Source organism: Mycobacterium sp. E2497, assembly GCF_001668695.1.
Classification (GTDB): Bacteria; Actinomycetota; Actinomycetes; order Mycobacteriales; family Mycobacteriaceae; genus Mycobacterium.
On the sequence record NZ_LZKD01000168.1, the window covers coordinates 1 to 20671 of the forward strand.

19 protein-coding genes and 1 pseudogene are annotated in these 20671 nt (G+C 68.4%); 15 read left to right on the forward strand and 5 right to left on the reverse strand.

Annotation, left to right across the window (positions count from 1 at the left end; all coding sequences use genetic code 11):
* Positions 1-62: 62 nt before the first annotated feature.
* A pseudogene (locus A5713_RS15300) lies at positions 63-1037 on the forward strand (MFS transporter); the annotation flags it as partial.
* Positions 1038-1041: 4 nt separating this feature from the next.
* On the opposite strand, the gene A5713_RS15305 reads toward A5713_RS15300, so the two are convergent.
* Together A5713_RS15305 and A5713_RS15310 are read right to left on the reverse strand one after the other, a co-directional pair.
* Positions 1042-1821 (reverse strand): MmpS family transport accessory protein, encoded by a 780-nt coding sequence (locus tag A5713_RS15305; RefSeq protein WP_082972970.1) that lies wholly within the window; start codon positions 1819-1821, stop codon positions 1042-1044.
* Between the two features lie 62 nt (positions 1822-1883).
* Positions 1884-2540, reverse strand: coding sequence for a TetR/AcrR family transcriptional regulator (locus tag A5713_RS15310; protein WP_068096678.1), 657 nt, complete (start codon positions 2538-2540; stop codon positions 1884-1886).
* Between the two features lie 190 nt (positions 2541-2730).
* On the opposite strand from A5713_RS15310, the gene A5713_RS15315 reads away from it, so the two are divergent.
* The 10 genes from A5713_RS15315 to A5713_RS15360 all read left to right on the forward strand — a co-directional run bounded on the left by A5713_RS15315 (position 2731) and on the right by A5713_RS15360 (position 13816).
* Entirely contained in the window at positions 2731-3477 is a 747-nt protein-coding gene (locus A5713_RS15315; RefSeq protein ID WP_068096680.1) for a CoA transferase subunit A, read from the forward strand.
* Entirely contained in the window at positions 3474-4124 is a 651-nt protein-coding gene (locus A5713_RS15320) for a CoA transferase subunit B (protein WP_068096682.1), read from the forward strand. The genes A5713_RS15315 and A5713_RS15320 overlap by 4 nt, the downstream gene beginning before the upstream one ends.
* Positions 4125-4135: 11 nt before the next feature.
* Positions 4136-5707: a carboxyl transferase domain-containing protein gene (locus A5713_RS15325; RefSeq protein ID WP_068096683.1), complete on the forward strand. Its 1572-nt coding sequence runs from the start codon at positions 4136-4138 to the stop codon at positions 5705-5707.
* 5 nt (positions 5708-5712) lie between these two features.
* Positions 5713-7719, forward strand: a complete 2007-nt coding sequence (locus tag A5713_RS15330; RefSeq protein ID WP_068096716.1) for an acetyl/propionyl/methylcrotonyl-CoA carboxylase subunit alpha — start codon at positions 5713-5715, stop codon at positions 7717-7719.
* A complete protein-coding gene (locus A5713_RS15335) occupies positions 7716-8882 on the forward strand; it encodes an acyl-CoA dehydrogenase family protein (protein ID WP_068096685.1) in 1167 nt (388 codons plus the stop codon). Before A5713_RS15330 ends, A5713_RS15335 begins: the two co-directional genes overlap by 4 nt.
* A gap of 49 nt (positions 8883-8931) precedes the next feature.
* A complete protein-coding gene (locus A5713_RS15340) occupies positions 8932-9429 on the forward strand; it encodes a MaoC family dehydratase (protein WP_068096686.1) in 498 nt (165 codons plus the stop codon).
* Complete coding sequence (locus A5713_RS15345; protein WP_067926736.1) at positions 9426-10247, forward strand: CoA ester lyase; 822 nt, start codon at positions 9426-9428, stop codon at positions 10245-10247. Before A5713_RS15340 ends, A5713_RS15345 begins: the two co-directional genes overlap by 4 nt.
* Positions 10248-10512: 265 nt before the next feature.
* A complete protein-coding gene (pdhA, locus tag A5713_RS15350; RefSeq protein WP_068096688.1) occupies positions 10513-11604 on the forward strand; it encodes a pyruvate dehydrogenase (acetyl-transferring) E1 component subunit alpha in 1092 nt (363 codons plus the stop codon).
* Positions 11601-12656: a 3-methyl-2-oxobutanoate dehydrogenase subunit beta gene (gene bkdB / locus A5713_RS15355; protein ID WP_068096690.1), complete on the forward strand. Its 1056-nt coding sequence runs from the start codon at positions 11601-11603 to the stop codon at positions 12654-12656. The genes pdhA and bkdB overlap by 4 nt, the downstream gene beginning before the upstream one ends.
* Positions 12653-13816 (forward strand): dihydrolipoamide acetyltransferase family protein, encoded by a 1164-nt coding sequence (locus tag A5713_RS15360; protein WP_068096692.1) that lies wholly within the window; start codon positions 12653-12655, stop codon positions 13814-13816. The genes bkdB and A5713_RS15360 overlap by 4 nt, the downstream gene beginning before the upstream one ends.
* A gap of 45 nt (positions 13817-13861) precedes the next feature.
* On the opposite strand, the gene A5713_RS15365 is transcribed toward A5713_RS15360, so the two are convergent.
* Positions 13862-14632 (reverse strand): enoyl-CoA hydratase, encoded by a 771-nt coding sequence (locus A5713_RS15365; protein ID WP_068096696.1) that lies wholly within the window; start codon positions 14630-14632, stop codon positions 13862-13864.
* Between the two features lie 327 nt (positions 14633-14959).
* On the reverse strand, positions 14960-15403 hold the full coding sequence (locus A5713_RS15370; protein WP_067926749.1) for a hypothetical protein: 444 nt from the start codon (positions 15401-15403) through the stop codon (positions 14960-14962).
* A 259-nt stretch (positions 15404-15662) separates the two neighbouring features.
* Between A5713_RS15370 and A5713_RS15375 the strand changes: the two genes are divergently transcribed.
* The 4 genes from A5713_RS15375 to A5713_RS15390 all read left to right on the forward strand — a co-directional run bounded on the left by A5713_RS15375 (position 15663) and on the right by A5713_RS15390 (position 20020).
* Entirely contained in the window at positions 15663-16355 is a 693-nt protein-coding gene (locus A5713_RS15375) for a type 1 glutamine amidotransferase domain-containing protein (protein WP_068096698.1), read from the forward strand.
* A 59-nt stretch (positions 16356-16414) separates the two neighbouring features.
* Entirely contained in the window at positions 16415-17152 is a 738-nt protein-coding gene (locus A5713_RS27670; protein ID WP_082972971.1) for a carboxymuconolactone decarboxylase family protein, read from the forward strand.
* Between the two features lie 211 nt (positions 17153-17363).
* Positions 17364-18845: a biotin carboxylase gene (locus A5713_RS15385; RefSeq protein ID WP_067926755.1), complete on the forward strand. Its 1482-nt coding sequence runs from the start codon at positions 17364-17366 to the stop codon at positions 18843-18845.
* The gene (locus A5713_RS15390) at positions 18842-20020 is read left to right on the forward strand and encodes a serine hydrolase domain-containing protein (RefSeq protein ID WP_068096700.1); all 1179 of its coding nucleotides are present in this window, start codon (positions 18842-18844) and stop codon (positions 20018-20020) included. Before A5713_RS15385 ends, A5713_RS15390 begins: the two co-directional genes overlap by 4 nt.
* Positions 20021-20035: 15 nt before the next feature.
* On the opposite strand, the gene A5713_RS29715 is transcribed toward A5713_RS15390, so the two are convergent.
* Positions 20036-20596, reverse strand: a complete 561-nt coding sequence (locus A5713_RS29715) for a hypothetical protein (protein WP_068096701.1) — start codon at positions 20594-20596, stop codon at positions 20036-20038.
* Between the last annotated feature and the right edge of the window lie 75 nt (positions 20597-20671).

Here is a 20671-nt window from a genome sequence, read left to right on the forward strand (position 1 = left end):
CCATCAGTACCAGCCCCGCCCACAGGTAGCCGGGGCGGTCGTGGACGAAGAACATCGCACACGTGAGCGCGACGGCGGCGTGCGGTGACCTGGCCAGCGTCCCGTATAACGCGATGCTGCGCCAACTTTCGACGCCGCAGACCGCCGGCCGGATCTCCGGGTTGGGCTGGGCGGCGGGCTACGTCGGCAGCGTCCTGCTGCTGCTGGTGGTCTACAGCGGGTTCATCTCGGGCTCGGGCTCGGGTCCGCACGCGACGCGGGGGCTGCTGCGGGTGCCTCTTCACGACGGCCTCTACGTCCGGGAGGCGATGCTGGTCGCGGCGGCGTGGCTGGCGATCTTTGCCCTGCCATTGCTGTTCGTCGCACACCGGCTTCCCGACTCGGCCGAGGTGCACGAGCCGACCAGCATGCTCGGCGGCTACCGCAAGCTGTTCACGGAGGTGTCCGCCGAATGGCGGCGCGACCGCAACCTGGTCTACTTCCTGTTCGCGAGCGCGCTGTTCCGGGACGGGCTGGCGGCGATCTTCGCTTTCGGCGCCGTGCTCGGCGTCAACGTCTACGGCATCTCCCAGGGCGACGTGCTCATCTTCGGAGTGGTGGCCAGCGTGGTCGCGGCGGTGGGCGCGGTGCTGGGCGGGTTCGTCGATCACCGGATCGGGTCGAAGCCCGTCATCGTGGGGTCGCTGGCCGCGATCGTTGTTCTGGGCCTCACCCTGATGCTGCTGTCGGGTTCGGTGGCCTTCTGGACGTGCGGCCTGCTGCTGTGCATGTTCATCGGGCCGTCGCAGTCGTCCTCACGTGCACTGCTGCTGCAGATGGCCAAGCACGGGCGGGAAGGCGTCGCGTTCGGCCTGTACACCATGACCGGGCGGGCGGTGGCGTTCGTCGCGCCGTGGTTGTTCTCCGTGTTCGTGGACATATTCGGCGCCGTGCGCGCAGGCCTCGGTGGCATCTCGCTGGTGCTGATCGCCGGCCTGCTCGCCATGCTGGCGGTTCGGGTCCCTGCGCGCGGTGCCCTCGCGGCCGAACCGACGTAGCGGCTCAGCCCCTGGCGTCGCAGATTGTCAGGCCCACGCCGACGCGCTGGCTCATCTGCACTCCGTTGACGGTGACCGAGCAGGTGACGTTGTGGCCGATGTTGACGATGGTGACGTTGGCCGGGTGCGTGGCCGCCTTGGGCAGGCTGACCTCTTTGCTCCAGGGCAATGCGACGTTGAATTCGGTCTGGATGACGTCCCCGGTGTCGATGTACATGATGCTGATCGCCCGGCCGTCGCCGGCCACGCTGTAGACGATGTCTTGCATCCCGGCCGGTCCGGGCGACTCGCTGGGCGTCGGCGAGCCGCCGGTCGGCGGCACCGGGGCCGGGATGCGCGGCTGGGACGGGCGCGTCGACGGGCTCGGCATGGTCGGAGTCGTCTCCGGCATGGCAGGCAGCGGCGGGACGGCGGTCTGCGTCTTGATCGCGTCGTTCACCAGCACCAGGGCGATGACCAAGGCGACCACCAGCAGCACGGCTGCACCGGCGACGATCCACAGCCAACGCGGTGGGGGTTTAGGGCCCTCCGGCGGCGGGGGAGCCAGGCCCGGGGGAGGCAGTTGGCCCGACGGGGGAAGCTCGTGCTGCCAGTACGCCGGCAGCTGTTTGGTGGTGTTGGTGTCGTTTGCCCACGGCGGTGCTTGCCCGCCGTAGGCGGGCGCGTAGGGCGTCTGATCGGCGTAGGCCGGATCAGCCGGCGGCGGGTACCACGGGCCCTGCTGCCCCGATCCCGGCAGAGACGGACTGAGCCGGTCGGTGGGACGTGAATCGTTCATGTCCACCTCATGGTTTGCAGAGTACCTGCGCCGAGCGCCGGAACGGCGAATCACCTCACGGCGGGGACTCAGGCGCGCTCGCCGCCGGCGGCGAGCGCGGCGACCGTCATCGCCCGCATGACGGCGCGGGATCGCGCGGCGCGGGCAGGTTTGCCGCGCGAGGCGTCCGGCGATTTCAAGCTGTACGGCGTCGAGTTCAGCAGGCCGAACACCGCGTGGGCGGTCAGCCGGGCATCGGCCTCGGCCAGGTCGGGGTTCAGCTCGCGCAGCACCCCGACCCACACCTCGACGTACTGGCGTTGCGCTTTGCGCACCTGCTTTTCGGCGGCCTCGGGCAGATGCGCGAGGTCGCGGTCCTGGATGCGGATCAGGTCCGGCTCGCCGAGCGCGAAGTCGAGATGGAAGTCGATCAAACCGTCCAGCGCCGCGGCCGCGGCGGAATTGCGGGCCCGCACGTCGCGGGCGCCGGCGAGCAACCGCGCGCTGATGCCCACCAGCAATTCGACCAGCAGCGACTCCTTGTTGGGGAAGTGCCGGTAGATCGCCGGCCCGCTGACACCGGCGGCGGCGCCGATGTCTTCCAGCCGCACGGCGAGGAAGCCGCGCTCGGCGAACAGCCGCTCGGCCGCCGAGAGTAGCTGCAGGCGCCGGTCGGATTTCAGCTGGCTGCGACGCTTCGGGGCATCGGCAGAGCCGGGCCGCCCGTCGGAGGTGGACGTTGTCATGACGGACCCCCGGTCCAGTTGGTTAATCGCCACTAACTTAGCACGAGTTATTCGCGATTAACCTGCGACAACGGGTGGCACGGCGCCGGGACGGCGTTTCTGGACCGGTGGGGTCGGCGATGGTATTCTCAGCGGCGAGTTAATGAGCATTAACTCAAACCCGCCCGACGGCAAGGAGGCTGCTGCGGCGATGGACAAGGTGGTGGCGACGGCCGCCGAGGCGGTTGCCGACATAACCGACGGATCCTCCCTGGCGGTGGGGGGCTTCGGGTTCTGCGGCATCCCCGAGGCGCTGATCGCCGCGCTGGTGACGACCGGCGTGCGTGACCTGGAGACGGTGTCCAACAACTGCGGCGGAAACGGCGTCGGATTGGTTCATCTTTTGGAGCACAAGCGGATTCGCCGGGCCGTCGCCTCCTATGTCGGTGACAACAAGGAGTTCGCTCGCCAGTTCCTCGCAGGTGAGCTCGAGGTGGAGCTCACCCCACAGGGCACGCTCGCGGAGCGGCTGCGCGCCGGCGGGATCGGTATCCCGGCCTTCTACACCCCCGCTGGCGTCGGGACTCCCGTCGCCGACGGTGGGTTGCCGTGGCGCTACGACGCATCCGGCGCGGTGGCCGTGGTGTCACCGCCGAAGGAGACCCGTGAATTCGACGGTGTCACCTATGTCCTGGAACGGGCCATCCGCACCGACTTCGCGCTGGTGCACGCCTGGAAGGGCGACCGGCACGGCAACCTCGTCTACCGGCGGGCCGCCGCCAACTTCAATCCGGACTGTGCGCGGGCCGGCACCGTCACCATCGCCGAGGTGGAGCACCTCGTCGAGCCGGGAGAGATCGACCCCGCGACGGTGCACACCCCGGGCGTCTTCGTGCAGCGGGTCGTGCACGTGCCCGAACCGGACAAGCCGATCGAGAAGACAACGGTGCGGCAATGAGTTGGAGCCGAGAGGGTTTGGCGGCGCGGGTGGCCGCGGAATTCGAGGACGGCCAATACGTCAACCTCGGCATCGGGATGCCCACCCTCGTGCCCAACCACATCCCGCCCGGCGTCACCGTCGTCGTGCATTCGGAGAATGGGATCCTGGGCGTCGGACCCTATCCGCGGCCCGAGGACGCCGACGCGGATTTGATCAACGCCGGCAAAGAGACGGTCACCACGATGCCGGGTGCTGCTTTCTTCGGTTCCTCGGACTCGTTCGGGATCATCCGCGGCGGACATCTCGACGTCGCCGTGCTGGGGGCGATGCAGGTCTCGGCCACCGGCGACCTGGCCAACTGGATGGTTCCCGGGAAGATGGTGAAGGGAATGGGCGGCGCGATGGACCTCGTCCACGGCGCCCGCAAGGTGATCGCGATGATGGAGCACACCGCGCGCGACGGCAGCCCGAAAATCGTTGCGCGGTGCACTCTTCCGTTGACCGGCACGGGCTGTGTCGACCGCATCATCACCGATCTGGCCGTCATCGACGTCCGCGACGACGGTTTGCACTTGATCGAGACCGCCCCCGGCGTCTCGGTCGACGAGGTGCTGGACAAAACCGAACCGCCGCTTGTGCTGGCGACAACCGGGAGGCATTCGTGACTTCAACAGTGATGACCGCGCCATCGTTCGCCGAAGAGCACCGCCGGCTGGTCGCCGAGTTGAACGCCAAGCTGGCGGCCGCGGCGCTGGGCGGCAACGAACGCGCGCGCGAACGCCACGTCAGTCGTGGCAAGCTGCTGCCGCGCGAGCGGGTGGACCGACTGCTCGACCCGGGCAGCCCGTTCTTGGAGCTGGCCCCGCTGGCCGCAAACGGCATGTACGACGACGAGTCCCCGGGCGCGGGAATCATCACCGGGATCGGCCGGGTGTCCGGGCGGGAGTGCGTGATCGTCGCCAACGACGCCACGGTCAAGGGTGGCACCTACTACCCGATCACGGTCAAGAAGCACCTGCGCGCGCAGGAGGTCGCGCTGCAGAACCGCCTGCCCTGCATCTACCTGGTGGACTCCGGGGGTGCGTTCCTCCCGCGGCAAGACGAGGTCTTCCCCGACCGCGAGCACTTCGGCCGGATCTTCTACAACCAGGCGACCATGAGCGCCAAGGAAATCCCGCAGGTGGCCGCCGTCCTCGGTTCGTGCACGGCTGGTGGCGCGTATGTGCCGGCCATGAGCGACGAGGCCGTCATCGTCCGCGAACAGGGCACCATCTTCCTCGGCGGCCCGCCCCTGGTGAAGGCGGCGACCGGTGAGATCGTCTCGGCCGAGGACCTCGGCGGCGGCGACCTGCACTCGCGGGTCTCCGGTGTCACCGACCACCTCGCCGACGACGACGAGCACGCGCTGCGCATCGTGCGCGCGATCGCGGCCACCTTCGGCCCGCGCGAGCCCAGCCAATGGGACGTCCGTCCCGCGGTCGAGCCCAAGCATGCGCAGACCGAGCTCTACGACGTGGTGCCGCCGGACCCCCGAGTGCCCTACGACGTGCACGAGGTGATCGTGCGGCTGGTCGACGGTGGTGAGTTCAGCGAGTTCAAGACCAATTACGGCAAGACGCTGGTGACCGCCTTCGCCCGCATCCACGGCCATCCCGTCGGCATCATCGCCAACAACGGCGTCCTGTTCAGCGAATCCGCCTTGAAAGGCGCGCATTTCATCGAGCTCTGCGACAAACGCAAGATCCCGCTGCTGTTCCTGCAGAACATCGCCGGGTTCATGGTCGGTCGCGACTACGAAGCGGGCGGCATCGCCAAGCACGGCGCCAAGATGGTGACCGCGGTGGCGTGCGCCCGGGTGCCCAAGCTGACCGTCGTGATCGGCGGATCCTATGGGGCGGGCAACTATTCGATGTGCGGGCGGGCGTACTCGCCGCGCTTCCTGTGGATGTGGCCCAACGCCCGGATCTCGGTGATGGGCGGCGAGCAGGCCGCGTCGGTGCTGGCCACGGTGCGCGGCGAACAGCTCGCCGCGTCCGGCAAACCCTGGCCGCCTGACGAGGAGGAGGCCTTCAAGGCGCCGATCCGCGCCCAATACGAGTACCAGGGCAACCCGTACTATTCCACCGCGCGCCTGTGGGACGACGGCATCATCGATCCGGCCGACACCAGAACGGTTGTCGGGCTGGCCCTTTCGATATGTGCCCATGCCCCGCTGGAGCCGGTCTCCTACGGCGTCTTCCGGATGTGATGGCCATGTTCGAGACCGTATTGGTGGCCAACCGCGGCGAGATCGCGGTCCGGGTGATGGGGACCCTGCGCCGGCTGGGCGTCCGCTCGGTCGCGGTGTACAGCGACCCCGACGCCAACGCCCGCCACGTCCTGGAGGCCGACACGGCCGTTCGCCTGGGGCCCGCCGCGGCGCGCGAGAGCTACCTAGACATCGGCAAGGTGCTGGACGCGGCGGCGCGCACAGGAGCGCAGGCGATCCACCCGGGCTACGGGTTCCTCTCGGAGAACGCGGAATTCGCCGCCGCCTGCGAGCGTGCCGGTGTGGTGTTCCTGGGCCCGCCGCCGCAAGCGATACAGGTGATGGGCGACAAGATCACCGCCAAGAATGCGGTCGCCGCGTTCGACGTGCCGGTGGTTCCCGGGGTGGCCAAGCCCGGACTCAGCGACGACGAGCTCGTCGCGGCCGCCGAAGAGGTCGGCTACCCGGTGTTGATCAAGCCGTCGGCGGGCGGCGGCGGCAAAGGCATGCGCCTGGTGGACGACCCGAGCCGGCTGCGCGAGGCCTTGGTGGGCGCTCGCCGGGAGGCCGCCTCGTCGTTCGGCGACGACACCCTGTTCCTCGAGCGGTTCATGTTGCGGCCCAGGCACATCGAGGTGCAGGTGCTCGCCGACACCCACGGCAACGTGGTGCATCTCGGCGAGCGGGAGTGCAGCCTGCAGCGGCGCCACCAGAAGGTGATCGAGGAGGCGCCCTCGCCCTTGCTCGACCCACAGACCCGCGCCCGCATCGGGGCGGCCGCCTGCAACACCGCTCGCAGCGTCGACTACGTCGGCGCGGGCACGGTGGAGTTCATCGTCTCCGCCGACCGGCCGGACGAGTTCTTCTTCATGGAGATGAACACCCGGCTGCAGGTGGAACACCCGGTCACCGAGGCGATTACCGGTTTGGACCTGGTCGAGTGGCAGCTACGGGTGGCCGCCGGCGAGAAGCTGAGCTTCGCGCAGGACGACATCGAATTGCACGGCCACGCCATCGAGGCCCGGGTGTACGCCGAGGATCCCGCACGCGGCTTCCTGCCCACCGGCGGCCGGGTGCTGCGGGTGGTCGAACCTTCCGGGGCCGGGGTCCGCGTCGACTCGTCGCTGCTGGCGGGCACGCTGATCGGCAGCGACTACGACCCGATGCTGAGCAAGGTCATCACCCACGGGGAGGACCGCGACGAGGCGCTGGCGAAACTCGACGGGGCACTGGCACACACGGCGATCCTCGGGGTGCAGACCAACATCGAATTCCTCAGGTTCCTGCTGGCCGACGAGCGCGTCCGCGCCGGCGACCTGGACACTGCGCTGCTGGACGAGCGGGTGGCGGACTTCGCACCGCTGCCGGCCCCCGACGACGTGCTCGCCGCCGGGGGCCTCTACCGCCAGTGGGCGCTGGACCGTCGGGCCGCGGGCAACCCCTGGGCGGTGCCCACCGGATGGCGGGTCGGTGGGGCGCCGGCGCCCGTCCGCACCGAGATGCAGACCCCGCTGCGCAGCGACACCGTCTCGGTATGGGGCACACCGGACGCCGCCCGGGTGCAGGTGGGCTCGGGCGAGATCCGTTCCGCCGGCGTACGGGTCGACGGTTCCCGCATGGACCTCACGCTGGACGGCGTGCGCCGCGAATACCGGTGGGCGGAGGCCGACCGGCACCTGTGGATCGCCGACGAGCGGGGGGCCTGGCACCTGCGCGAGGCCGAAGAGCACAAGATTCACCGCGCGGCAGGCGGGCAGCAGGCCGAGATCCTCAGCCCCATGCCCGGCAGCGTCATCGCGGTCCAGGTCCCCTCGGGCACCGAGGTATCCGAGGGTGACGTGGTGGTGGTCGTGGAGGCGATGAAGATGGAACATTCGCTGTCCGCACCGGTTTCGGGACGGGTGGAGGTCTTGGTGTCCGTCGGCGATCAGGTCACCGTCGACCAAGTGCTGGCCCGGCTGGTCCCCGAAGAGCCCGACACAGCAGCCGATTCGAGTAAGGACGAGACATGACGACATCCATCACGACGGGAACGCTATCCAAGGAATACGAGGATCTTCGCGACACCGTGGCCGAGTTCGCGCGCACCGTGGTCGCGCCGGTTTCGGCCAAACACGATGAAGAGCACAGCTTCCCGTACGAAGTGGTGGCCAAGATGGGCGAGATGGGGCTGTTCGGCCTGCCGTTCCCCGAGGAATACGGCGGCATGGGCGGCGACTACTTCGCGCTGGCGCTGGTGCTCGAGGAACTCGGCAAGGTCGACCAGTCGGTGGCCATCACGCTGGAGGCCGGCGTCGGCCTTGGCGCGATGCCGATCTACCGGTTCGGCACCGAAGAACAGAAGCAGAAGTGGCTGCCGGAACTGACGGCCGGCCGGGCGCTGGCCGGCTTCGGGCTCACCGAGCCGGGCGCCGGCTCCGACGCGGGCGCCACCCGGACCACGGCCCGCCTCGACAACGGCGAGTGGGTGATCAACGGCAGCAAGCAGTTCATCACCAACTCCGGCACCGACATCACCAAGCTGGTGACAGTCACCGCGGTCACGGGAACGGTCGGTGACGGCAAGAAGGAGATCTCGACCATCATCGTGCCCAACGGCACACCGGGATTCACCGTCGAGCCGGTCTACAGCAAGGTCGGCTGGAATGCGTCCGATACCCACCCGCTGAGCTTCGCCGACGCCCGCGTCCCCGAGGAGAACCTGCTAGGCGCCCGCGGCACCGGCTACGCCAACTTTCTGTCCATCCTCGACGAGGGCCGCATCGCGATCGCCGCGCTGGCCACCGGCGCCGCCCAGGGCTGCGTCGACGAGAGCGTCAAGTATGCCAAGGAGCGGCAGTCCTTTGGCCAGCCGATCGGCTCGTATCAGGCCATCAGCTTCAAGATCGCCCGGATGGAAGCGCGTGCTCACGTCGCGCGCACCGCGTACTACGATGCCGCAGCGAAGATGTTGGCGGGCAAGCCATTCAAGAAGGAGGCTGCGATCGCGAAGATGATCTCGTCGGAGGCGGCCATGGACAACGCGCGCGACGCCACCCAGATCCACGGCGGGTACGGGTTCATGAACGAATACCCGGTGGCGCGGCATTACCGCGACAGCAAGATCCTCGAGATCGGCGAGGGGACCACCGAAGTGCAGCTGATGCTGATCGCTCGGTCGCTGGGGCTGTCATGACGCGCGCCGTCGACGATGCAGAGCGTAGCGATGAGGAGGAGCGGCGCTCATGACGGAAGGCAAGTCGATCATGCAGCGGGGCCTGTGGTTCGAGGAATTCGAGATCGGCACGACCTACCTGCACCGGCCGGGCCGCACCATCACCGAGGCCGACAACGTCTTGTTCACCACGCTGACGATGAACACCCAGTCGCTGCACCTGGACGCGGCGTGGGCCGCCGAGCAGCCGGGCTTTCGGGGCGAGCGGTTGGTGAACTCGATGTTCACCCTGTCCGCGCTGGTCGGGCTGTCCGTCTCGCAGCTGACGCTGGGCACCATCGTCGCCAACCTGGGCTTCTCCGAGGTGTCGTTCCCCAAGCCCGTCTTCCACGGCGACACCCTGTACGCGGAGACGGTGTGCACCGGCAAGCGCGAGTCCAAGAGCCGGCCCGGCGAAGGGATCGTCACCCTCGAGCACACCGGTCGCAACCAGCACGGCGATGTCATCGCGCGCGCGGTGCGGACCACGCTGGTCCAGAAGCGCCCCAGCGACCAGGAGGCCACGTGAACCTGCAGTCCGCCGGCCCGGGCTGGCTGTTCTGCCCCGCCGACCGTCCCGAGCGGTTCGTCAAGGCCGCCGCCGCGGCCGACGTGGTGATCCTCGACCTCGAGGACGGGGTGGCCGAAGCGGACAAGCCCGCCGCGCGCAAGGCGCTGCGGGAGACCCCGCTGGACCCCGAGCGCACCGTGGTGCGCATCAACGCGGCCGGCACCGACGAGTACGCCCGCGACCTGGACGCCCTGGCCGCGACGCCCTACACGACGGTGATGCTGTCCAAGACCGAGTCGGCCGCCCAGGTGTCCGCGCTGGCACCGCGCGACGTCATCGCGCTGATCGAGACGCCCCGCGGGGCGGTGTTCAGCACCGAGATCGCCGCCGCCGACGGCACCGTCGCGATGATGTGGGGCGCCGAGGACCTGGTCGCCGCGCTCGGGGGCAGCTCCAGCCGGCTGGCCGACGGCGCCTACCGCGACGTTGCCCGCCATGTGCGGTCGACGGTCCTGCTGGCGGCGTCCACCTTCGGCCGGATCGCCCTCGACGCGGTGCATTTGGACATCCGCGACCTCGACGGCTTGCGGGCGGAAGCCTACGACGCCGTCGCGGTGGGCTTTCACGGGACGGTCTGCATTCACCCGACCCAGATTCCGGTCGTGCGCGACGCCTATCGCCCCAGCGAGGACAAAGTCGACTGGGCGCGAAGGGTATTGGCGGCCGCGCGGACCGAGCGTGGCGTTTTCGCCTTCGAGGGCCAGATGGTGGACTCGCCGGTGCTCAAGCACGCCGAGATGCTGGTGCGCAGGGCGGGGCAGTCCGGCGCCGGTTGAAGCTTCGCGAAAGCGATATCGCCGGCGATATCAAAATCGAAAGTCGTCTAATGGTTGGAGGCTCCTGCCGGCCCCGCCCAAACCCCCGGTGGTCGCGACACGGTCGCGATCGCCGCGGTCTCTTCTCATCTGAGCGCATAATGGTGAGTACGCCAGTGTCGCGGCGAGCGGAGCCTTTCGTGTAGCTGGCGATCGACTTCGGCTCGCGGCGGGTCCCGGTTGAGCTTTTGCTGTGACCCCTGCGGCACCGAAGTAGGGAGACGGTATGGCAAAGGCGCCTCAACCACCGATGACCGTCGACCTCGATCCGGTGCAACTTGTCGCTCCCGACGGCACACCGACGCCCGAACTCCGCTACGGCCGCGACCTTCCCGTGGAGACACTGTCCTGGCTCTACGAGATGATGGTGGTCACCCGAGAGCTGGACACCGAGTTCGTCAACCTCAAGCGCCAGGGGGAGTTGGCGTTGTTCGCGTCCTGCCGCGGTCAGGAAGCCGCCCAGGTGGGCGCGGCGGCCTGTCTGCGCAAGACGGACTGGTTGTTTCCGCAATACCGGGAGCTCGGCGTGTACCTGGTGCGCGGCATCCCGCCCGGGCACGTCGGCGCGGTATGGCGCGGAACCTGGCACGGCGGACTGGAATTCACCAAGAAATGCTGCGCCCCGACCTCGATCCCGATCGGCACGCAGACGCTGCACGCCGTCGGCGCGGCGATGGCCGCGCAGCGGCTCGGCGAGGACTCGGTGGCGGTGGCCTTCCTCGGTGACGGTGCCACCAGCGTGGGGGACGTGCATGAGGCACTGAACTTCGCGGCCGTGTTCGCCACGCCGTGCGTGTTCTTCGTGCAGAACAACCAGTGGGCGATCTCGGTGCCGATCCACAAACAGACCAAGGCACCGTCCATCGCGCACAAGGCAATCGGCTACGGCATGCCGGGAATCCGGGTGGACGGCAACGACGTGCTGGCCTGCTACGCGGTGATGGCCGAGGCCACCGCCCGCGCCCGGGCCGGCGGCGGACCGACCCTGATCGAGGCGGTCACCTACCGGCTCGGCCCGCACACCACGTCGGATGATCCCAGCCGTTACCGGACCCAGGAGGAGGTGGACCGCTGGGCGGCGCTCGACCCGATCCCGCGCTACCGCGCCTACCTGCAGGGGCAGGGGCTGTGGTCGAACCGCTTGGAGGAGCGGGTCGCTGCCCGCTCGAAGCGGATGCGCACCGAGCTGCGCGACGCGGTGTTCGGGGCACCCGACTTCGACATCGACGAGGTGTTCACCAGCGTGTACGCCGAAATGACGCCCGGGTTGGAGGCGCAACGCCAAGCGCTGCGGGCCGAACTGGGGAGGATCGAATGACCCAGCTCGCCGATCGGCCCGCCGGTCCCGCCGAAACCCTCACCACGGCAACGCAGAACGCGGCACTGGGTGCGCAGTCGATGACCATGGTGCAAGCGCTCAACCGGAGCCTGCATGACGCGATGGCCGCCGACGACCGGGTGCTGGTGTTCGGTGAGGACGTCTCGGTCGAGGGTGGGGTGTTCCGGGTAACCGAGGGGCTGGCCGAAAAATTCGGTGACACACGCTGTTTCGACACGCCGCTGGCCGAGTCCGCCATCATCGGCATCGCGGTGGGTCTGGCGTTGCGCGGCTTCGTCCCGGTACCGGAGATTCAATTCGACGGGTTTTGCTACCCGGCTTTCGATCAGGTGGTCAGCCATCTGGCGAAGTACCGCACCCGCACCCGCGGCGAGGTCGACATGCCGGTAACGGTGCGGATCCCGTCCTTCGGTGGAATCGGTGCCGCCGAACATCATTCGGACTCCACCGAGTCGTATTGGGCCCATACCGCCGGCCTCAAGGTGGTGGTTCCGTCCACTCCGGCCGACGCCTACTGGCTGCTTCGCCACGCGATCACCTGCCCGGACCCGGTGATGTACCTCGAGCCGAAGCGGCGCTATCAGGTCCGCGGCACGGTCGACACCGACCGCCCCGAACCGCCGATCGGGCGGGCGACGGTGCGCCGCCCCGGCTCGGATGTGACGGTCGTGACCTACGGCAGCCTGGTCGGCACCGCGGTCGGTGCGGCGGAAGAGGTGCAACGCCAACGTGGTTGGAGCATCGAGGTCATCGACCTGCGATCACTGGTCCCGTTGGACTTCGACACCGTGGCCGCGTCGATTCATCGGACCGGGCGTTGTGTGGTGATGCACGAGGGGCCGCGCAGCCTGGGATATGGTGCCGGGTTGGCCGCCCGGATTCAAGAGGAGCTGTTCTACGAGTTGGAGGCGCCGGTGTTGCGCGCCTGCGGATTCGACACCCCTTACCCGCCGGCACGGCTGGAGCGACTGTGGCTGCCTGGCCCCGACCGGCTGCTGGACTGCGTCGAGCGTGCGTTGGGGCTGCCATGAACGCCACCGAGCGGGTGAAGTCATTCCGCGTCCCCGACCTCGGCGAGGGACTGCAGGAAGTGACCGTGACGCACTGGAACGTCGCCGCGGGCGACGACGTCGAACTCAACCAGGTGCTGTGCACGGTGGAGACGGCCAAGGCGGAGGTGGAGCTGCCCAGCCCGTACGCGGGTCGGATCGTCGAAACGCGCGGCGGCGAAGGCGATGTGCTGCCGGTGGGGGAGGTGCTGGTCCGCATCGATACGGCACCGCTGAACGGCGACGAGCCTGCGGCCGCCGGGACCGTCCCCACGCTCGTCGGTTATGGCGCGGACGCCGGCATCGACACCAGCCGGCGAACCCGCCGCCCGCTCGCCGCCCCTCCGGTGCGCAAATTGGCCAAGGAATTGATGGTCGACCTGCGCTCGCTGCCACGCGATCCCGACAGCATCATCACCCGCGCCGACGTGTTGGCGGCCGCGGACCAGAACGGTGCCGACGTCCGACCGGTCCGTGGCGTGCAGGCGCGGATGGCCGAGAAGATGGCGTTGTCGCACCGCGAGATCCCGGCCGCCAAAGTCAGCGTCGAGGTCGACTGCACCGAATTGATGCGGCTATCGGATCGGGTGTCGACGGACGAGAAGATCACGCCGTTCATCCTGACGATGCGGCTACTACTCATTGCGCTGTGCCACAACCAGATTCTCAACGCGACATGGGTCGACTCGGCCGAAGGTCCGGCGGTTCGCGTCGAGCGACGTGTGCACCTCGGATTCGGAGTGGCCACTCCGCGTGGGCTGCTGGTCCCGGTGATCGCCGACGCGCACACCAAGACCACCCGCGAACTGGCAAGACGAGCAACCGAATTGGTCACCGGCGCGCGGGAGGGCACGCTGACCCCGGCCGAATTGCGCGGCTCCACCTTCACTGTGTCGAACTTCGGGGCGCTGGGTGCCGACGACGGCGTGCCGGTGATCAACCACCCGGAAGCGGCGATCCTGGGGATGGGTGCGATCAAACCGCGCCCGGTGGCCGTGGGTGATCAGGTCGTGGTGCGCCCGACCATGACGCTCACCTGCGTGTTCGACCACCGCGTCGCCGACGGCGCCCAGGCGGCCCGGTTCGTCACCGAGCTGAGGGATCTGGTCGAATCACCGATGACCGCATTGCTCGACCTGTAGCCCGTGGTGCGGCGGCATCGGATACCGGAACTGGCCGCACTCGCACTACCGGCGCTGCGCGGCGGCCAATCGCTGGGCAAACTCCGGAGACTGGATGGAGTAGGCCTGCGGCCCGAGTTCGGTGCGCATGGCGAACACGTGTTGTTCGTGATCCAGCGATCCCGGGCTGACGGTGGCGCGCATGGTGGCCTTCGTCGCCAGGACGACCTCGCGCGGGGCGGCCGCGGGCCCCCCTGCCAGCTCCAGCGCCGCGGCGACGGGATCGTCGGCGACGGCCAGCGCCAAGCCGTGGTGGGCGGCGGTTTCGGCGTCGAAACGCATGCCGAAAAGCAGTGCCGCGCGCGCGACCTGGGGGCCCACCGCCCGCTGCAGCATCCACGTCACGCCGCCGCCGGGGTGCAGCCCCAGCTTCTGGAATCGGGCGTCGAACAACGCCGCGGGCCCGGCGATGCGAACGTCGGCCGCCAATGCGAGATTCAGGCCCGCGCCGACGGCCGCGCCGTTGACCGCGGCGATGGTGGGCAGCCGGCAACTGCTGACGGCCATGAAGCCGTCGTAGAGCTGCTGCAGCCCGGTCTCGGCTTTGTCACCGCCGGCCGCGCTGAGCGCGCTCAGGTCCGCGCCGGCGCAGAAGGCCTTGCCGGCGCCGGTGACCACCACGGCGTGCACGTCCGGATCGGCCTCCGCCCGCTCGACGGCCGCGCGCAGGCGGGCCGACATCTCGGCGGTGACCGCGTTGCGCCGGTCGGGGTCGTTGACGGTGATGAGCGCGACGCGATTGTCGACGGTGAACAAGACGAGGTCTGACTGGGCCATCGGGTACCTCCGTGGCTTGGAGTTGGCGCGTCTTGGCGACGCACGATTACGGTGCCGCGGCTGCGACTCGGGGCAGGGTAAGGGTACTGCGGGCGTCCCGGTGGGTTTCGCCAAGTCGGCCGGCGTATGGGTGTGGTTCCACGCGGTCATGAACAGCCGATTAATCGGCTTCGCGTGGCGTCCTTCCGGGATTGCTTAGGTCCAACAACGCGAACGCCATTGAGGTGGCGTCGAAATTCGGCAAAGAATGGTCGTGCACTCTCAAATGCGTTTGCGCTTTCCTCGTCTCGGCCTCGATCGCATGCGCGCGCGATCGGACGGCGCTGATTACCAGGATGTATTTAAAGAGGCGACGTTGTCCCCGACCTCGGGTTTCGCCAACTTCTTCGCCAGTTCATCGAGCGCCGCCTGGCGCCGTCGCACCGCGCACGCCCGTTGATCCGGCTGCGCGCCGGACATGACCGTCTTTGGCACCGCGTCATTTCGCAATCTGGTGTTCGCGTAGTGGATTGCGGCATCGATCATTTCGATGTAGCGCTCCGCATCGTCGAGGGCGCACGTCCCCTCGATGCGCTGGACCTCATCCCAGCAGGGATAAGAGGAGTACCTGGCATCGAGCCGTTGCTGCGATACCTGTAGACCGAAGTAGCTTCGCCAGTCCCGGCTTAGCCACCCCCGTGTCTTGACCTCGACTTTGATCCTGTTTCCCAGGCCGGCTACGAACTTTGGTTCTCCAACTCGTACCACCGGTTGCCAGTCGTCCGACGTCATCATCGACCACCCCTCGAATAGAGACGCCTACGTCATAATCCCCCCGCTGGCGTCATCTGCTCGCACGACACGCCAATTGTGGTTCCCGAACCGTCTAATAGGCAAACTCTGGGCGACAAGCGGCGGTGAAGCCGTTGTTAAAAACCATTTCCGCCGGGTGTCATCGATGCGACGGACGCGGGCGGGTATTGCAGGCCCAGGCCAGATGGGCGACGCTGGGACGGATCGATACGTTGCGGGGCAATCGAGGGGAAGCGCGATGGCGAAGGTTCTTTTCGTGGTGACGGGCGCAAGCTACTGGACGCTTCAGGACGGGACGAGACATCCGACCGGCTACTGGGCCGAGGAGTTTGCGGCGCCGTACCGCACACTCACGGATGCGGGTCACCAGGTCGTGGTGGCCACGCCGAAAGGCGTTGTCCCGCATGTGGATGTGATGAGCTTGCGTCCGTCGATGGCCGGCAGTGAAGAGATTGCTGCGGAACTCGAGGAGATCCTGCGGTCCGCCGAGGAATTACGGCACCCGATCGAATTGGCCAACGCCCGCCTCGAGGACTACGACGCCGTCTATTACCCCGGTGGTCACGGCCCGATGGAGGACCTCTGGCAGGACGCCGATTCAGGCCGGTTGCTGACCGCAGCGCTGGCCTCCGGCAAGCCCCTGGCCATCGTCTGCCACGCGCCGGTCGCGATGATGGCGACTCGGCGCAACGGCAATTCCCCGTTCGCCGGCTACAAGGTCACGGCTTTCACCAACGACGAGGAGGACGCCGTCGGGCTGCGGGCGAAGGCGCGGTGGACCGCCGAGGACGAACTGGTGAAGATGGGCGTCGACTTCTCCCGGGGCGAGGTCTGGAAGCCCTACACGGTGAAGGACCGCAACCTGTTCACCGGCCAGAATCCGGCCTCCGCGGGCCCTTTGGCGAAGGAGTTCATGAAGGAACTGCCTTAAGCGAAGGGCCGCAACATGTTTCGGTTGCGCCGGGCAATGCCCGGGCGTACGTTTCGGCAATGACCGTCAGATTCCGCCCGTCGCCGACAACGCCGGCGGGACTCCCGTGCACGGACCCACACCATGCCGCCATTCCGGCCAAGTACCGCGCGCTTATCGCGATGGCCGCCGGCGCGGCCTGCGCGCGTCCGGGCGGGGCCGAGGCGGCGGCCGGCGATGCGCGCGCGGCGGGTGCCTCGGCGGCCGAGATCGCCGAAGCGGTCAGGCTCGGCCGCTCCGTTGGGGCCGCCACCATGCGCAGAAGGCACGCGCTGCCGGTGGCGGTCGCGGATATCCGGGCGTGCACGGTGCGATGGATCGTGGCGCTCATCGTGGGCGCCCTCTTGCTGGCGCACGGGGCGCCGCCCAGCCGCGCCGACGTGTGCGGTGACGGCGCTGCCGTCCCGGCTAGTGGCTGCCCCGACCCCGGCAACGCTGTAGCGGGCCCGCCGGCCCCGGGCCTTGGCAAGCCGCCGTGGCTCGGGGCCATCGAGCAGCGCGACCCGCAATTCGGCGATTCCTACCTGGCGATGCGTGAGCGGATCCTGAGGGATGGCGCTATTCCGGCCAAATACAAGCTCCTCATGGCGATGGTGACCGACGCGATCGCCGCACATCCGGACGGCGTCAAGACGCTTGCCGGGAACGCGCGCGCCGCGGGCGCCTCGGAGCCCGAAGTGACCGAGGCGGTCGAGGTCGGATATCTCTTCGGTGGCACCGCGGCCCTGGTCATGGGCGCCAACGCGTTCGGTGGCTGATCGCCGTGCATGAGCGCGGGACGCGCCCGTTGTTGGCGCAGAGACGGAAGATGACGCCGACGCCGCGGCACTCTGCACTTTCGCCCGGCGGTGCGCCGGGCCAGACTTGTGGAATGAAGACACCTGAGCTCACCGCCCACACGCCGACCGCGTCGCCCCCGCCCCTCCGACGCCAGCGCCGGCAGCAGGCGCCGACGTCAGCGCGGGTGGCATGAGCGTGCCCGCCGGCGGGTCCGGCCCGGCGCAGCGCGGGCCGCTGAAAGGCCTCTCGGACGTACGCGCGTTCTTCCACACCAACAAGGTGCCGCTGTACTTCATCTCGCCGACCCCTTTCAACCTGCTGGGCGTCGACCGCTGGATACGAAACTTCTTCTACCTCACCTACTTCGACTCTTTCGAGGGCACACACTCGCGCGTATTCGTGCCGCGGCGCCGCGACCGCCGCGATTTCGACTCGATGGACGAGGTGTGCAGCCACCTCTTGTCCGACCCCGAGACGCTCGAGTTCATCGCCGGTAAAGGCCCCGGCGGCAAGTGCTGCTTTGTGATGATGAACGAGGAAATCCAGGCGCTCGCGCGGTCCGCGGGCCTCGAGGTCATGCATCCGCCGATCGAGCTGCGCAACCGCCTGGGCTCCAAGATCGTCATGACGCGCCTGGCCGACGAGGCCGGGGTGCCCAGTGTGCCCAACACGATCGGGCGGGCCGGCTCCTACGACGAACTGCTGGCGCTCGCACAAGACGCCGGCTTGGGAGACGACCTCGTCATCTCGATCGCATATGGCAATGCCGGCAGCGGGACGTTCTTTGTGCACGGTCAGCGCGACTGGGACGAGCACGCCGGTGACCTGGTCGGGCAGGACCTCAAGGTCATGAAGCGCATCCGCAATGTCGAGGTATGCCTCGAGGGTGCGGTGACCCGCCACGGCACCGTGGTCGGCCCCGCGATGACCAGTCTCGTCGGTTATTCGGAGCTGACGCCGAGCCGGGGCAGCTGGTGTGGCAATGACATCTGGCACGAGGTGCTGCCGCCCGCCCAGACGCATGCCGCGCGCGAGATGGTGACAAAACTGGGCGACGTCATGCGCCGCGAGGGCTACCTCGGCTACTTCGAGGTGGACCTGCTGCACGACCTCGACTCCGACGAGCTCTACCTCGGCGAGGTGAATCCGCGGCTGAGTGGCGCGAGTCCGATGACGAACCTGACCACCGAGGCCTACGCCGACATGCCGCTGTTCCTCTTTCACCTGCTCGAGTACATGGACGTGGACTACGAGCTCGACATCGACGAGATCAACTCGCGCTGGGAGCGCGGCTACGGCGAGGACGAGGTCTGGGGCCAGGTGATACTCACCGAGACCTCGCCGGATATCGAGATCTTCACCGCGACGCCACGCACCGGGGTATGGCGCATCGACGACGACGGCCGGGTCTCCTTCTCGCGGACCGCCAACGACTGGGCCACGCTGCTCGACGGCTCCGAGGCCTTTTACATGCGGGTCGCGGCGCCCGGCGACTTGCGTTCGGAGGGCGCCCAACTCGGCGTGCTCGTCACCCGCGCACACCTGCAGACGGACGACTATCAGCTCAGCGAGCGCTGCCAGCGCTGGGTCAAGGGCATGAAGGCGAAGTTCACCTCAACGCCCCTGACGCCCGCCGCGCCGATCGTCTCGCGGCTCGTCGCGCGCGCGTGAGCGTCCCGGCGGGAATCTCACTGGACAACTGGCTGTCGCCCCCGTATTCGCGGTGGTCGTTCCAGCACGTCGAAGACATGGTGCCGACGGCGATCATCTCGCGCGGGACGGGGCCGGCCGCGGTGCTGCCCACGGCCCCTGCGCCGGTGGCCGAGATCCGGTTGACCAGCACTGACGGCGCGGCCAGCACCGTAGGCGCAGTGATGGCCGCCACCGTTACCGACGGCTGGGCCGTCGCCCACCGCGGGTCGCTGGTGGCCGAGGAATACCTCGACCACCTCAGGGCGGACAGCCGACATCTGCTGTTCTCGGTGAGCAAGTCGATGGTGGCGGCCGTCGTCGGCGCGCTGCACGGCTCCGGCGCCATGGAGCTCGACGCACCGGTCACGAAATACGTTCCCGCCCTGGCGAATTGCGGGTACGCCGGTGCGACGGTGCGCCACCTGCTAGACATGAGGTCGGGCATCAAGTTCTCCGAGAACTACGCCGACCCGGCCGCAGAGATACACCGCCTCGACCGCGCGATGGGCTGGGCGCCCCGGCGTTCTGCGGACGATCCCGCCACGGTGCACGACTTCCTGCTGACGCTGAGGCAGAAGTCGCCACACGGCGGCCCGTTCGAATACCGCTCGTGTGAGACCGACGTATTGGGGTGGATCTGCGAGGTCGCCGGCGGCCAGCGGATGACCGACCTGATGTCCGAACTGCTGTGGAGCCGCATCGGCGCCCAAAGCGACGCCACCATCGGTGTCGATCCCGTCGGCACCGGATTTTTTGACGGCGGCATCAGCGCCTGCCTGATCGACATGATCCGGTTCGGGTCGCTGTTTTTGCGCGACGGCGTGTCGCTGACCGGCCGGCGGGTGGTGCCGGCTGCGTGGATCGCCGACACCCTCGACGGCGGCCCCGATTCACGCGAGGCCTTCGCCGCCAGCCCCGACCACGACACCGATCTGCCCGGCGGCATGTACCGCAACCAGATGTGGTTTCCGTACCCGGGCAACGACGTCGTGTTGTGCCTGGGCATGTGCGGGCAGATGATCTACGTCAACCGTCCGGCCGAGCTGGTCGCCGCCAAGGTGTCCGCCCAGCCGCACTCCCACGAGCCGCACATGCTGGACACGCTGCGTGCCTTCGATGCGGTGGCACGCGAGCTGGCCGGAATCGCGCGTTAGTGCCTGCAGGCCGCGTCAGGTGTGGACGACCCAGCCCGCCTCGGTGTAGGGAGCCGGTTGCGAGGGATCGTTGATCGTGATGTACAGGTCGCCCGCCCTCGGCATCGCGAAGCCGACGAATCCATGTGCGGACTGCCCGTCGTGCAGGCCGCCCGATTGCAGCGGGGGCATCTTGTCGAGCCGTTGGTAGTCCACCGAAAGCGTTGCCGGCTGGGGCGCATCGGCGGGATGGGTCAACGGCTGATTGCCGCCGCCGTATCCGGCGAAGAGGTAATTGCGGTCGAATTGGAAGAACCGGTGGGACGTCGCGGTGATAGTCACTTCCACCACGTTGCACCCTGAGCCGGACGTCGGATCCGCAAAATGAGAGGCGCACCCCGGCGGTAACCACGTTGCACTGTTGACAGTGATGTCGGCGGTCGCGCCGCCAGCCGCCCGCGCATGCACGGGCGCGCCCAACTGCCCGATAGGAAACGGTGGATTCTCGGGCGTGGGGTCAGCCGAAGCGACGGGACACGGGCATGCGGCGATCGCCGCGGCAACCGCGGGTGCGGCAATTCTAGATTCCGCGCGCACCCCACGAGGTTACCCGCATCACTGCCGCACCAAAAAGCATCTGACCAGTTGGCCGGGCCGCCCGTTCGTCTTCGG

Excerpts from the sequence above, each read along its gene's own strand:
- A5713_RS15310 (WP_068096678.1), bottom strand. The coding sequence starts at position 2,540 with ATGACAACGTCCACCTCCGACGGGCGGCCCGGCTCTGCCGATGCCCCG.
- A5713_RS15315 (WP_068096680.1), top strand. The coding sequence starts at position 2,731 with ATGGACAAGGTGGTGGCGACGGCCGCCGAGGCGGTTGCCGACATAACC.
- A5713_RS15320 (WP_068096682.1), top strand. The coding sequence starts at position 3,474 with ATGAGTTGGAGCCGAGAGGGTTTGGCGGCGCGGGTGGCCGCGGAATTC.
- A5713_RS15325 (WP_068096683.1), top strand. The coding sequence starts at position 4,136 with ATGACCGCGCCATCGTTCGCCGAAGAGCACCGCCGGCTGGTCGCCGAG.
- A5713_RS15330 (WP_068096716.1), top strand. The coding sequence starts at position 5,713 with ATGTTCGAGACCGTATTGGTGGCCAACCGCGGCGAGATCGCGGTCCGG.
- A5713_RS15335 (WP_068096685.1), top strand. The coding sequence starts at position 7,716 with ATGACGACATCCATCACGACGGGAACGCTATCCAAGGAATACGAGGAT.
- A5713_RS15340 (WP_068096686.1), top strand. The coding sequence starts at position 8,932 with ATGACGGAAGGCAAGTCGATCATGCAGCGGGGCCTGTGGTTCGAGGAA.
- pdhA (WP_068096688.1), top strand. The coding sequence starts at position 10,513 with ATGGCAAAGGCGCCTCAACCACCGATGACCGTCGACCTCGATCCGGTG.
- bkdB (WP_068096690.1), top strand. The coding sequence starts at position 11,601 with ATGACCCAGCTCGCCGATCGGCCCGCCGGTCCCGCCGAAACCCTCACC.
- A5713_RS15360 (WP_068096692.1), top strand. The coding sequence starts at position 12,653 with ATGAACGCCACCGAGCGGGTGAAGTCATTCCGCGTCCCCGACCTCGGC.
- A5713_RS15365 (WP_068096696.1), bottom strand. The coding sequence starts at position 14,632 with ATGGCCCAGTCAGACCTCGTCTTGTTCACCGTCGACAATCGCGTCGCG.
- A5713_RS15370 (WP_067926749.1), bottom strand. The coding sequence starts at position 15,403 with ATGACGTCGGACGACTGGCAACCGGTGGTACGAGTTGGAGAACCAAAG.
- A5713_RS15375 (WP_068096698.1), top strand. The coding sequence starts at position 15,663 with ATGGCGAAGGTTCTTTTCGTGGTGACGGGCGCAAGCTACTGGACGCTT.
- A5713_RS27670 (WP_082972971.1), top strand. The coding sequence starts at position 16,415 with ATGACCGTCAGATTCCGCCCGTCGCCGACAACGCCGGCGGGACTCCCG.
- A5713_RS15385 (WP_067926755.1), top strand. The coding sequence starts at position 17,364 with ATGAGCGTGCCCGCCGGCGGGTCCGGCCCGGCGCAGCGCGGGCCGCTG.